General features: G+C 61.4%; 10 protein-coding genes. 9 read left to right on the forward strand and 1 reads right to left on the reverse strand.

What is annotated here, in order from left to right; genetic code table 11:
* The first annotated feature begins 151 nt into the window (after positions 1–151).
* The 9 genes from ASE60_RS09475 (at position 152) to ASE60_RS09515 (ending at position 11,690) form a co-directional block, all read left to right on the forward strand.
* Positions 152–1,897, forward strand: coding sequence for an HlyD family efflux transporter periplasmic adaptor subunit (locus ASE60_RS09475; protein ID WP_162261283.1), 1,746 nt, complete (start codon positions 152–154; stop codon positions 1,895–1,897).
* A gap of 10 nt (positions 1,898–1,907) precedes the next feature.
* On the forward strand, positions 1,908–4,055 hold the full coding sequence (locus ASE60_RS09480; RefSeq protein ID WP_057249567.1) for an efflux RND transporter periplasmic adaptor subunit: 2,148 nt from the start codon (positions 1,908–1,910) through the stop codon (positions 4,053–4,055).
* Between the two features lie 111 nt (positions 4,056–4,166).
* Positions 4,167–4,988 (forward strand): SapC family protein, encoded by an 822-nt coding sequence (locus ASE60_RS09485; RefSeq protein ID WP_057249568.1) that lies wholly within the window; start codon positions 4,167–4,169, stop codon positions 4,986–4,988.
* Positions 4,989–5,008: 20 nt separating this feature from the next.
* Positions 5,009–6,985 carry a hypothetical protein gene (locus ASE60_RS09490; RefSeq protein ID WP_057249570.1) on the forward strand — a complete coding sequence of 659 codons (1,977 nt, stop codon included), beginning with the start codon at positions 5,009–5,011 and terminating at the stop codon, positions 6,983–6,985.
* A gap of 34 nt (positions 6,986–7,019) precedes the next feature.
* A complete protein-coding gene (locus tag ASE60_RS09495; RefSeq protein ID WP_057249572.1) occupies positions 7,020–7,865 on the forward strand; it encodes an efflux RND transporter periplasmic adaptor subunit in 846 nt (281 codons plus the stop codon).
* A gap of 189 nt (positions 7,866–8,054) precedes the next feature.
* Positions 8,055–8,822, forward strand: coding sequence for a carboxy-S-adenosyl-L-methionine synthase CmoA (gene cmoA, locus ASE60_RS09500; protein WP_057249574.1), 768 nt, complete (start codon positions 8,055–8,057; stop codon positions 8,820–8,822).
* A gap of 12 nt (positions 8,823–8,834) precedes the next feature.
* Positions 8,835–9,569, forward strand: coding sequence for an isoprenylcysteine carboxylmethyltransferase family protein (locus ASE60_RS09505; RefSeq protein WP_057249575.1), 735 nt, complete (start codon positions 8,835–8,837; stop codon positions 9,567–9,569).
* 146 nt (positions 9,570–9,715) lie between these two features.
* Entirely contained in the window at positions 9,716–10,369 is a 654-nt protein-coding gene (locus tag ASE60_RS09510) for a response regulator transcription factor (RefSeq protein WP_057249712.1), read from the forward strand.
* A 4-nt stretch (positions 10,370–10,373) separates the two neighbouring features.
* Entirely contained in the window at positions 10,374–11,690 is a 1,317-nt protein-coding gene (locus ASE60_RS09515) for an ATP-binding protein (protein WP_057249577.1), read from the forward strand.
* A 36-nt stretch (positions 11,691–11,726) separates the two neighbouring features.
* Here the strand turns inward: ASE60_RS09515 and ASE60_RS09520 are convergent, their stop codons facing one another.
* Complete coding sequence (locus tag ASE60_RS09520) at positions 11,727–13,052, reverse strand: MFS transporter (RefSeq protein WP_057249579.1); 1,326 nt, start codon at positions 13,050–13,052, stop codon at positions 11,727–11,729.
* Positions 13,053–13,105 lie beyond the last annotated feature (53 nt).

Consider the following 13,105-nt stretch of genomic DNA (forward strand, 5'->3'; position numbering starts at 1 on the left):
TGTCTGGCCACCGCGTGCCGGCATGACTGATCACATTGCCAGGGAATATGCACCACCGCCCCCGGTCGAAGGCCCGGGGGCGGTGAATTACGCTATTTTGGATCAAGCGCTCTGGCAAAAGTTCCGCAATGCGACCGAGCCAGACGAATTCATGGAGACGTGGCTGGCCATACTCTGCCGGCAGATCTATGGCGTGGCCAGCGGCATGGTCATGCTCGGGGAACCGGACACCGGGCCCTACACGCCGATCGCCTTCTGGCCGGAAAGGGCCGCCGACGAGGGATTGACGGCCGCCGCTGAGAGGGCGCTGAGCCAACGCCAGGGCATCTCCACCGGAACGACCGGTAGCCGTATGGTGCAACTGATCGCTTCGCCGTTGATCGTCAACGAGCGCTTGTATGGCGCCTGCGCGCTTTCGCTTTCCGTCGAGCCTGCTGCCATCAACGCGGTGATGCGCAAGGTGCAATGGGCCTCCGGCTGGGTCGAGGTCCTGCTCAGGCGCCAGCTCCAAGTCGAAAACGAAGAAATCAGCGAACGCAACAGGCTGGCCTTCGACATGCTTGCCGCGGTGATCGAGGCAAAAGGTTTCGCCGAAGCGGCCACCGCGCTCGTGACGGAACTCGCCATGCGGCTTGCCTGCGACCCTGTCAGCGTCGGTTTCGTCCGCGGACGGCGATGTCGTGTCGCGACGGTCTCGCATGCGGCAGGCTTCGGCAACAAGGTAAACATCATTCGCGACATCGGCGCGGCGATGGACGAGGCTGTCGATCAGCGCGCCATCGTTCTCTACCCGCCGCAGGAGCACTGGGAGTATCGTGTCCTTCGGGCGCACGAAGAGCTGGTCGAGACGCACAAGTGCGGAGGCGTGCTGACGATCCCCCTGCAATCTGGGCATCAGATCGTGGGCGCCCTGACGCTGCAGCGCCCACGCGGCAGTGCCTTCGACGAGACGACCGTTGACCTGTGCGATGCAGTGGCAGCGGTCGTCGGACCGGTGCTTGAGGAAAAACGCCGCAACGACAGGAACGTCTTGGTGAAGCTTTGGGAGGCCGCCGGCAACCAGTTGCGGCGCCTGCTGGGCCCAGGCTATTTCGGCCGCAAGCTCGCGACGCTGATCGCCGTCATCCTGGCCGCCTATTTCAGCGTGGCCACGACGGAATACTCCGTCACGTCTTCGGCCGTCGTTCGCGGTACAATCCAGCGAACGGTCGTGGCGCCATTCAACGGCTATGTATCCAGCCAGTCGGCAAGGGCCGGCGAAGTGGTCAAACAGGGGCAGATCCTGGCGCAGCTCGACGACCAGGATCTGACACTGGAACGGCTTCGGCTGACGACCACCCGACAGCAGAAGACGACCGAATATGACCGGGCGCTGATGCAGCACGAACGGGCCGAGGCGCTCATCGTCAAGTCGCAGATCGATCAGGCCGACGCCCAGCTCGCTTTGATCGACGAACAGCTCAAGCGCACCCGGCTGCTCGCTCCCTTTGACGGCTATGTCGTCAACGGCGACCTCAGCCAGTCGATCGGCGCTGCGGTCGAGCGCGGGCAGGAGCTCTTTACGGTCGCACCGCTCAAGTCCTATCGCGTCATCCTCGAAGTCGATGAAAGCGACATTGACGATGTCGAGATCGGCCGCCAGGGAGTCCTGCGAGTTTCCGCGCTTCCGCAGGAGCCGCTCACCTATCGAATCGAGCAGATCACCGCGATTTCCACCCAGAAGGAGGGACACAATTTCTTCAAGGTCGAAGCAGCGCTGGATCATCTGAGCGATCGGCTTCGGCCTGGCATGGAGGGCATTGCCAAGACCTCCGTCGACGAACGGCTCCTGATCCGCGTTTACACCGACAAGATGGTGCAATGGGCCTATCTCGCCGCGTGGCGCTGGATGCCGTGAGGGCGCGGACATGGAACGGTCCTACTTCAGTTCATCCTGGTACCGCGTCGCGCAACTGAAGCTGAAGCTGCGCGGCCATGTACGCATCCATCGCACGGTCTTTCGTGATCAGCTCTGGTACGTGCTGCAGGACCGGACATCCGGGCGTTTCCACCGCTTCACGCCCGAGACCTATCTCATCATCAGCCTGATGGATGGCCACCGGACGATGCAGGCGATCTGGGACATCGCCTGCGACAAGCTCACCGACAAGGTCGTGACCCAGGATGAGGTCATCCAGCTTCTCGGGCAGTTGCACGCGGCGGACGTCCTGTTCGGCAATGTTCCACCCGATATCAATGAAATCGCCGAGCGCGGCAAGAAGGCGCGCAATCGCAAGCTCTTGATGAGTTTCGGCAATCCCCTCGCCATTCGCTTCGGCCTTCTCGACCCGAACGAGTTTCTGAACGCCACCGCCATTGTCGGCCGGGTGCTGTTCTCATGGTTCGGCGCGCTCGTCTTCATCTGTCTTGTCGCCTATGCCGGCGTTCTTGCCGGCATGAATTGGAACGCGCTGACCGCCAACGTGACCGACCGCGTTCTGTCAACGTCGAACCTCTTCCTGATGCTGATCGCCTATCCGCTCATCAAGACCCTGCATGAGCTAGGGCACGCCTACGCAGTCAAGCGATGGGGCGGCGACGTCCACGAGGTCGGTGCGATGATGCTGGTCTTCATGCCGGTCCCATATGTCGATGCATCCGACAGTCTGGCTTTTGCCAGCAAGTGGCAACGCGCCCTCGTCGGTGCCGCCGGCATTTTCGTGGAAATGACGCTTGCCGCGGTCGCCCTCATCGTATGGGTCAATGCGGAGGAGGGGCTCGTGCGGGCCTTCGCCTTCAACGTCATGCTGATCGGCGGCGTGTCAACCGTGCTCTTCAACGGCAACCCGCTTCTGCGCTTCGACGGTTACTACGTCCTGAGCGATCTTCTGGAGATACCCAACCTCGCGAGCCGGGCCAATAAATATCTCGCCTATCTCGTTCAGCGCTACGCCTTCAAGATCGGCTCGGTCAACTCGCCGGCGACGGCGCCTGGGGAGGAGTTCTGGTTCGTTCTCTACGGCGTCTCGGCGTTCTTCTACCGCCTTGTGGTCACTGGCGCGATCATCGCGCTCGTCAGTCAGAAGTTTTTCATCGTCGGTACCTTGCTCGCCATCTGGGCGCTCATTCTGATGTTTGCAGTGCCGCTGGCAAAGGCTTTCTGGTTCCTGCTGACGAGCCCGCTCCTGCGGCGAAGCCGGGGCCGCGCATTCGCGGTGGTCGGCTCCGTCCTCGCCGCAGTCGCGCTGGTAGTCTTCGTGCTGCCCATTCCGCACGCGACTGTCGTGCAGGGGATCGTATGGTTGCCAGGCGATGCGATCGTCCATGTTCAGACCGATGGTACGGTCGATGAAATCACCGCCGCACCCGCCGCCGAGGTCAAGGCTGGCGATCCACTGATCCGGCAGGAGGATCCGCTGCTGGCGGCGCGCGTCGAACTGCTGCAACTGCGTGTCGCCGAGCTCCAACGGCGTCTTACCAAGCAGGATCTGTCGGATCTTGCCCATGCGAGCATGGTCAAGGAGGAACTGCGGCTTGCTCGTGCCGATCTCGACCTGGCACGGCAAAGGCAGGAGAATTTGATCGTCCGAGCACCATCGAGCGGCACGCTGATCCTGCCCGACGATCGCGACCTGCCGGGCAAGTTCGTGCAACGTGGCAAGGTGATCGCCTACGTTGCGCACTTCGACAAGCCAACCATTCGGGTCATCGTCCCGGAGGAGGACGCCGACCTTGTCCGCTCGCAAACACGGGACGTAAGTCTGCGCTTCGTTGAGGATTTTTCGAAGATCTACAGGGCGGTTGTTGTCCGCGAGGTTCCGGCGCTAACCGACACATTGCCCAATGCGGCGCTCAGCACCGCCGGCGGCGGCGCCATTACGCTCGACCCCCGCGACACGTCACAGCGGCGGGTGCTTGCCAATCTTTTGCATCTCGACCTGATGCTGACCGAGAGCCCGACCGTGCCTCGAATAGGTGGACGTGTCTTTGTGAGGTTCTCTCACGGGTCCTCGCCCGTCGCCAGTAGAATTTATCGTTCAACGCGGCAGATATTCCTGCGTTTATTTAAAGTTTGACTGGACACGAAGTCTAATAAAGTGTTCGATCAAATTAGCCTGAGTAAAAATCTGGCGATTGTCTTTTAGAATACCTGAGTGGCACTTACAAGATACTGGAGGGAAACCACCATGACAGCGCAACTTCTTTTCTATCAAGACGTGCATCCTGTCTCGGCCGATCGCCATAAGGATGTGTCAATTAAAAGCGGAACTTCATACAAGTTCGCAAAAGAAGTGAACTCGGTTCCGGTGACGGCCATCGAATTTGCTCAGGCCGCCGCCGAATATCCGATCGTCTTTGCCGGCACGGACGACACGGTGACACCTGCGGTGGTTCTCGGCGCCCAGCAGACGCAAAACCTCTTCGTCGGCGACGACGGTGCCTGGCTCGGCAAATATGTGCCGGCGTTCGTGCGCCGTTATCCGTTCGTGTTCTCAACGGACCGCAGCGGCAGGACGTTCATCCTTCACATCGACGAAAGTTTCGACGGCTTCAATCGCGAAGGCCGCGGCGAGCGCCTGTTCGACAGCGAGGGACAGCAAACCCAATACCTGAAGAGCGTGCTTGGCTTCCTGCAGGACTATCAGGCAAGGCACCAGCGAACCCGCCAGTATTGTGAGCGGTTGAAATCACTGGGGCTGCTGCAGCCGATGCAGGCCCAGTTCAACCTCAACAGCGGCGAACGCCGGTCGCTTTCCGGGTTCATGACGGTCAACCGTGAAAAGCTGAAAGCGTTGGCAAGCGAAGACCTGCAGGCCATGTTCACCAATGACGAGCTGGAATGCACGTACCTGCATCTTCACTCGCTCAGGCATTTCTCCAGCATGCTGGAGCGCATGCCCGAAGCCGTGGATGCTGCCGGTAAGGGAGACGCTCCGCCCGCCGTACCGAAACAGCCGAAGAACTACCGGAACGGCCAAGATGCGCCCGTCGAGGAAGCGAGCGCCTAAGGCGGATTGGGCAAGCGACCATGAATATTCTCGTCCCGAGCTGGTCGCCGCCTCCACTGGTCGTCTACCCCGAACGCCAGGACCGACCCGAGCACTGGCTTGACGGCATCGAGAAGATGGTGACCAGCGTTCCGCAGATGGTTGCCGGTCGTTTGCACCGGCGCCATCTGAGGGAACTTGTCCAGAAGGTCAATGCGGCGGGAGCAGCCCTGGGCGACGAAACCGGGCAGGGGCTCGCTGCGCGCATCGGCGAAGTCCGTGCGGCCCTGCGGTGCCATGGCCTCACCGATGCCAATATTTGTCTCGGCTTTGCGATCGTGCGCGAAGTTTCACAGCGCACCATCGGATTGCGCCACCTCGACGTGCAGATACTTGCCGGCCTTGCCATGCTGAAGGGGCGCGTGGCGGAGATGGACACGGGCGAGGGCAAGACCTTGACCGCCGGCCTGCCGGCGTCGATCGCGGCGCTTGCGGGGCTTTCAGTCCACGTCATCACCGTCAATGATTACTTGGCGGCGCGCGATCGGGATATACTTCGCCCCATCTACGATTTTCTTGGGCTGACGACTGGCCTCGTCAACAGTACTGTGCCAAGACCGGATCGGCCGGCCGCCTACGCGTGCGATATCGTCTATGCCAGCAACAAGGAAATCGCCTTCGATTATCTGCGCGACCGCATCACTTTCGGCGGCCAGCCACGCCCCGTTCACGCGAAGGTGAACCGCATGCTGGACGAGCGCCGGGGCCAATCGCCACCTTTTGTCATGCGTGGACTGCATTTCGCCATCGTCGACGAAGCCGACAGCGTACTGGTGGACGAGGCGAGAACGCCGCTCATCATTTCCCAGGAAACGGACGCGGACGGCGAGCGGCAATGGGTGGAGCAGACCTTCGCGCTGATCGACGGCTTCAAGGAGCCGACCCATTATCTGCTGCTGCTCGACGAGCGCAGGCTGGAATTGACCGAAGCCGGAAAGGCCAAGCTTGCAGAACGTGCCGAGGCGATCGGCGGCATCTGGCGCAATCGCATCCGGCGTGAGGAGGCTGCAAGCCAGGCGCTTGTCGCGCTGCTGCTCTTCAGGAAGGGCGAGCACTATCTCGTCGGCGACGGCAAGGTGCAGATCATCGACGAGTATACCGGCCGCGTGATGCCTGATCGCTCCTGGAGCGACGGGCTGCACCAACTGGTCGAAGGAAAGGAAGGCTGCGTGATCACCAGCCGCAAGCTGACAATGGCGAGGATGACCTATCAGCGGTTTTTCCGCCGATACCTCCACCTGGCGGGAATGACGGGAACCGCACGCGAAATTACCGAAGAACTCCGGCATGTCTACGGGCTGCAGGTCATGCGCATTCCCCCGAACGCGCCCTCACGGCGCACGAAACTGCCGACGACGATTTGCCCCACGCTCGACGACAAATGGCTTACGATCGTGCGACGCGTCCAGGAACTGCGAGCCGCCGGCCGCCCGGTCCTGATTGCGACGCGCTCGGTCTCGGCCTCCGAGGCAGTGAGTGTCGTACTGCAGGGGCAAGGGATCGAGCATCGGGTGCTCAATGCGGAACAGAGTTCGGAGGAGGCCGAGATCATTGCGCAGGCCGGCGGCGTCGGTCGGGTGACGGTCGCCACCAACATGGCGGGACGCGGCGTCGACATCGCCGTGGTCCCGCAGGCTCTCGCGCTGGGTGGCCTTCACGTTTTGCTCAGCGAACGACATGACGCGGGGCGCATCGACAGGCAGATGGAGGGACGAACCGCCCGCAAGGGGGACCCGGGAAGCACGGAAGCGATCCTGTCTCTGGAAGACCCGCTGCTTGATCTCATTCCCTGGCAGCCGCTGCGTCTGCTCGGTCGATGCGGAAAGCGTGCCCGGCTATTGCTTTTCGATCTGGCCCAGCAGCGGGCGGAACGAACGCATGCCAAGGACCGAAAGAACCTTCTGGCCCAGGATCGACGCCTGGGCACATTGCTGGCCTTTTCAGGCTTGCCGGAGTGACCCGATGACAAGTGACGCAATGTCAGAAGACGGAATGGTAAAACCCCTGGCGGACAGGCGCGCGAAGGCGCGGCAGATGCTCGCCGTTCTCTTTCCGCTTTGCTCCATTGCGCCGGCTTCGGCACAAGCTTTCGATTGCGTCATCGACCCTTCTGTCGTCGTACGCATCGGCAGTCCGGTTCCCGGCCTTTTGAAAGAGGTTCTGATCGCTCGCGGTGACCAGGTGAACGAAAACCAGATTATCGCCAGGCTCCATTCCGATGCGGAGCAGGCGACCGTGGAGCTGATGTCCGAGCAGGCCGCGAGTACCTCCGAGATCGAGGCGCAGAAGGCGCGGCTCGATCTTGCTCGCAACCGCATGAAACGGGCGGAGGCGCTGCTTGCGCGCAATGTCACCTCGACCGACAAGCTCGAAGAGGCCGTTGCCGAAATGGAGGTCATCCAGAAGGAGCTTGCGACCGCCGAAACCCGCAAGCGCAGCGCTGAGTTGGAACTGCAAAGGGCGCAGACGGTGGTTGAGCAAAGGACGATCCGCAGTCCGATCAGCGGCGTCGTGCTCGAGCGTTCACTCTTCAACGGAGAATACCTGGATCAGGACGGCAAGCTGGCGACAATTGCCAAGCTTGACCCGCTCTTTGTCGAGGCCTTCATCCCGGTCAGCGAGTTCGGCAAGTTGCATGTGGGAATGGATGCGCAGGTCGTCCCGAATGCTCCGATCCAGGGCCGCTTTACCGGTAAGATCAAGGTGGTTGATCAGGTTTTCGACGCAGCGAGCGGCACATTCGGCTTGCGAATAGAGCTTGCCAATCCCAACAACCACATACCGGCCGGGCATCGCTGCTCCGTGACTTTTGACGACCGAGCCGACGATCTCGAATAGTCGGCATCCGGACGGCCGGCAAGTTCATAAAATCAGAGCGTTACATTGGCGCTGTTGGAGTGTCGTGTGCGTTGGTGCCGCCATTCAGGTTCATGTCAGGTTTCGATGGCCCTCTAGCCCGCAATCGGCTCCTGCCGCAACGAAGGCAGGGGTCCGCGTAGTGCTTTGGACGGACAAAGGAACCTGCAAATGGCTAGCAAGGTACCGCACCTACAGGTGCACGAGAACAACAACAGGCGAGACGAGGTTTTCGCGACACCAGATCAGCCGGTCGGCGACTTCGCGTTCAACGCGACGGTGGCCGCTGTCTTCGACGACATGGTCAGCCGCTCGGTTCCCTATTACGGTGAGATCCAACGGATGGCCTGCGAACTAGCTGGAGACTTCGCTGAACCGGGTAGCTGTCTCTACGATATTGGCTGTTCGACGGCGACGACATTGCTCGGCCTCGACACTATGGTTGATCCCTCCGTCCGCTTCGTTGGCATCGACAACGCTCCCGACATGATCGAGAAGGCGAGGGAGAAGATCGTCGAAGCCAACACCAACCGGTCAATAGACCTGAGGGTCGGCGACCTTCACCAGGGCATCGACATTCACGACGCAAGTGTCGTGATGATGCTGCTGACGTTGCAGTTCGTCCGTCCGCTCTATCGCGAGCGCATCATGCGCACGATCTATGACGGGCTCAATGAACGCGGCGCTCTGCTGCTTGTCGAAAAGCTCACCAGTGAAGATTCGACGTTCAATCGTCTCTTCATCGAGCACTATTACGATTTCAAGCGCCGCAACGGCTACTCCGATATCGAGATCGCCAAGAAGCGCGAAGCACTCGAAAACGTGCTCATTCCCTACCGTCTGGAGGAAAACCTCGAGCTCCTGAAGGAAGCCGGCTTCCGCAGCGTCGAGGTCTTTTTCCGCTGGTACAATTTCTGCGGCATCATCGCGATCAAGTAGGAACGTTGGGCCATGATCGCGATCGGCAATTTTCTCTTCCGTTTCCGGAACCAACTGTTTCCGGCCATCATCATTGTTCTGTTCCTGCTGGCGCCGCCTCCGGCCCTGGTGCTCGATAGCCCGGCGCTAACGCTCGCCAAGGACCTCGCGGCCGTACTGGTCATCCTGGCTGGCCTCACCTTGCGTGCGACCGTGGTCGGGTACAAATACATTCAGCGCGGCGGCCTGAAGAAAAAGGTCTACGCCAAGGATCTCGTTACGGAAGGCATGTTCGGCGTCTGTCGCAACCCGCTCTACGTTGGAAACATGCTGCTCTATTCAGGCGTCTTTCTGCTGCACGGCAACCCGCTTCTCGTCGTCTTCGGCATCGGGCTCTTTGCCTTCATGTACCAGTGCATCGTTTATGCCGAAGAAGCCTTCCTCGACAGAACGTTCGGCGAAGCCTACCAGGCCTATCGCCGCGACGTGCCGCGATGGGCATTGCGAATGAGGAACTTTGCGCAGTCTACCGAGGGAATGTCGTTCAACGTCAAGCGCGTTATCGGCAAGGACTACTCGACCGTCTCAGCCGCGATGATCGCAATCCTCGCGACCGAAATGTACAAGTTCGCGAGCAGCGCCCCCGCGGAACACAATACCGGTGCACTCGCGGCGCTCGGCGTTCTGATGGCGCTCGTCGGCATCGGTACGGCGATCGTCAGCTACATGAAGAGGCGCGGCGCGTTTCGCGAACGCGCCGCATCCTAGCAGCCCGCTGGCGCCCATTGCTCCACGATCGCGACCATCCAAGCGTCGGCGCCGCCGCTGCCGCAAAGTGATGCGCAATGCTTCAGGGGCTTGACGCCCATCCCCCATCGAACATAGGCAAGGACGAACAAGTGTCCGGTGATATCTTGAGAGTCCTACTAGTCGAAGACGATCAGGTTCTGGGGGAGGCGCTGCGCGACCATGTCGCGGCGGCCGGCCACGCCGTCGATTGGTTTACGCGCACTGCCGATGCCACGGCCGCGACGGAGACGGTTCTCTATGGTCTGATACTGCTCGACCTTCGATTGCCTGACGGTTCGGGGCTATCGCTCCTGCGCTCGCTGCGGACGCGGGGCGACGGCACGCCCGTCATCATCCTGACGGCACACGACCAGATCTCCGATCGCATCGAAGGATTGAACAGCGGGGCCGACGACTATCTGGTCAAGCCGTTCGACCTCGGTGAGTTGAGTGCCCGCATGCTGGCCGTTTCCAGGCGGTATGTCGGCAAGGCGACGCCAACGGTTCGGCTTCCCGGCATCGAGATCGATCAGGTCCATCGCAAGGTGCTGGTCGAAGGTGAAAGCCAGAGCCTCAGCGCAAGGGAATGGGCCGTGCTCGACAAACTCGTCGCCCACCCCGGCGCGCTGGTTTCGAAAGAGCAACTCCACGACGCGCTCTACGCCTTTGGCGCTGAGATCGAAAGCAATACGGTCGAGGTCTATATCAGCCGCCTGCGCAAGAAGATCGGCTCCGACCGGATCGAGACGGTGCGGGGCCTCGGCTACAGCATCAGGTGACCGGATGTCGCGCGTTGCAAGCATGACCCGCAGGCTGACCATCGCGCTGACGAGCGTCATCGCCATCTTCTGGTTCGTCGCGCTCGGCCTTGGCGTTTATGTCATGCAGGACGAATTCACCGAGATTTTCGACAGCGGTGTCCAGGAAACGGCCGAACGGCTGCTGCAAATCGTAGTCGACGACATCGCCCGCGACCGTGCCGATGGCACGCCCGCCGTCGGCCTGGTCGCGCCAAAGCTGAATTCACAATATCTAGCCTATCAGGTCCGCGACCGCAGCGGCAGGGTGTTGTTTGACGACGGCGCGCCGGAACCCTTCGCCGTTCCGCTTGAGGTCGGTTTCTCGGAAACGGCAACGCACCGGATCTACACCGCCGGAACGGCCGACGGCTCCCTCTTCGTGCAGGTGGCTGACGCCTTCGAGCATCGCACCGAAGCCCTCTTCGAGGGCGGCACGGCGCTTCTCTTGCCGCTGCTGGCCCTGATTCCGACCAGCATCATCGCCATCATCCTTGTCGCGCGCCGCGCGCTTGCGCCGGTCGAACGGTTGCGCGAAGAAATCCTCACCAAGGACAGCGGCAACATGGCCCCGCTCGACGAAGCGGCGCTGCCGAAGGAACTGCGGGCAATTGCCCGTTCGGTGAACCTTCTGCTGACGAGGCTCAAGGCCGCGCTCGACGCAGAGCGGGAGTTCACCTCCAACAGCGCCCATGAACTGAGGACCCCGATCGCCGGTGCACTCGCGCAGACACAGCGGCTTGCGAGCGAAGTGCCTCCGGCTTTTCGGCAACGAACCAGCCAGATCGAACGCGCGCTGCTTCACCTCGGTCGACTGGCGGAGAAGCTGTTGCAGATGTCGCGGGCCGAAGCCGGGATCGCCATCTCAGACGAAAGCACGGACCTGTTGCCGGTGCTGGCTCTTGTCCTCGAGGACATGGAGCGGTCGGCGCTCGGCGCAAGCCGCCTCAAGGTTCATGTTGCCGAAGGCGCCGAACTCGTGCGTCCGATTCCCCCCGATGCCTTTGCGATCGTCCTGCGCAATCTCCTGGAAAACGCGCTTATCCATAGCCCTTCCGGCAGCCCGGTCAGGATCGACGTCGATGCGCAAGGCGTGCGCGTCACCAACGACAGTGTCGTCATCGACGCGGATACCTTGAATGGCCTGACCAAGCGCTTCAATCGCGGGCCGACGGAAGCTTCCGGCTCCGGCCTCGGCCTTGCGATCGTGCAGCGACTGGTGGAACAAATGCACGGACGACTGCTGATCGCTTCGCCGGCCCCAGGCATGGACCGGGGCTTCCATGTCGAAGTCCGTCTCTGACGATTGGCAGGCCGGGCGCTGCCGCCCGCCATGCCCTTACTGCTGATCGAGCGCGCGGGTCAGGCTGAGCGCGGCGATCGTGCAGATCGCACCGGAGATCAGATATCCGCCGATGAAGATGATGCCGAAGCTGGTGGCAAGGCCGAGCGCCACAAGCGGCGCGAAGGCCGCGCCAACGAGCCAGGCGAGGTCGGATGTCAGCGCCGCACCGGTGTAGCGATAGTACTGGGTGAAGCGCGACGAAACGGCGCCGGAGGACTGGCCGAAAGAAAGGCCGAGGATGGCGAAGCCGATCAGGATATACGCGTCCTGGCCCTTGCCGCCGGCATCGAGCAGGAACGGCGCAGAGAAGCTGAAAATCGCGATCAGGATGGCGCCGATCATCAGCTGGTTTCGCCGACCGACCCGGTCGGCGATCACGCCCGACAGCACAATGCCGATGGCGCCGAGAGCGGCACCTGCAACCTGGACCCACAGGAATTCGGCTGCCGACTGACCGCCAGTGAGCGTTATCCAGCTCAAGGGGAAGATTGTCACGAGGTGGAACATCGCGAAGCTCGCAAGCGGCACGAAGGCGCCGAGCACGACATCGATGCTGTGCTTGCTCAGCATCTCGAAGATCGGCCTGGCTTCAAGCTCCTTGGCCTCCATGGCCGCACCGAACTCCTTGCTGGCAACGATGCGCAGACGCGCAAAGAGCGCCACAACGTTGATCGCGAAGGCGACAAAGAAAGGATAGCGCCAACCCCAGGCGAGGAAGTCCGCCTCGGAAAGGTTGCTGACGAAATAGCCGAAAAGAATGCTCGCCAGTGCAAAGCCGATCGGCGCGCCGAGCTGCGGGATCATCGCATACCAGCCGCGGTGATTCTGTGGCGCATTGAGGTTCAACAGCGTGGCGAGACCGTCCCAGGCGCCGCCAAGGGCAAACCCCTGTCCAAGGCGGAACAACGCCAACAGGGCCACAGCCCAGTAGCCGATCGTGTTGTAGCCAGGCAGGAAGGCGATCGATGCCGTTGAGCCGCCGAGGATGACGAGGGCGATGGTGAGTTTCGTGCCGCGTCCGTAGTTCCGGTCGATCCACATGAAGACGAAGGAACCGACGGGGCGCGCGAGGAAGGCGAGGGGGAACAGCGCGAAGGACATCAGCGTCGCGGTCACCGCATTGGACGCGAACGGAAAGATCAATTTCGGGAAGACAAGGATCGAACCAAGCCCGTAGACGAAGAAATCGAAGAATTCGGAGGTTCGCCCGATGACCACCCCAATGGCGATGCTACCCGGCGAAAGAGGCTTGTCGTCTTCATGAATGCGACGTGCATCCCGCTCGAGACCAGACGATGTGGGGTGAGAGACCGAAACCATGAATTTCTCCGACGAACGAACGTCTTGTCGTTAGAGTGTTGACCAATTGGCGT

This window comes from Ensifer sp. Root278 (genome assembly GCF_001429285.1).
Lineage (GTDB): Bacteria > Pseudomonadota > Alphaproteobacteria > Rhizobiales > Rhizobiaceae > Ensifer.

Coding starts and splice junctions, on each gene's coding strand:
- ASE60_RS09485 (WP_057249568.1), top strand. CDS start 4,167: ATGACAGCGCAACTTCTTTTCTATCAAGACGTGCATCCTGTCTCGGCC.
- ASE60_RS09520 (WP_057249579.1), bottom strand. CDS start 13,052: ATGGTTTCGGTCTCTCACCCCACATCGTCTGGTCTCGAGCGGGATGCA.
- ASE60_RS09495 (WP_057249572.1), top strand. CDS start 7,020: ATGGTAAAACCCCTGGCGGACAGGCGCGCGAAGGCGCGGCAGATGCTC.
- ASE60_RS09515 (WP_057249577.1), top strand. CDS start 10,374: ATGTCGCGCGTTGCAAGCATGACCCGCAGGCTGACCATCGCGCTGACG.
- ASE60_RS09490 (WP_057249570.1), top strand. CDS start 5,009: ATGAATATTCTCGTCCCGAGCTGGTCGCCGCCTCCACTGGTCGTCTAC.
- ASE60_RS09505 (WP_057249575.1), top strand. CDS start 8,835: ATGATCGCGATCGGCAATTTTCTCTTCCGTTTCCGGAACCAACTGTTT.
- ASE60_RS09480 (WP_057249567.1), top strand. CDS start 1,908: ATGGAACGGTCCTACTTCAGTTCATCCTGGTACCGCGTCGCGCAACTG.
- cmoA (WP_057249574.1), top strand. CDS start 8,055: ATGGCTAGCAAGGTACCGCACCTACAGGTGCACGAGAACAACAACAGG.
- ASE60_RS09475 (WP_162261283.1), top strand. CDS start 152: ATGGAGACGTGGCTGGCCATACTCTGCCGGCAGATCTATGGCGTGGCC.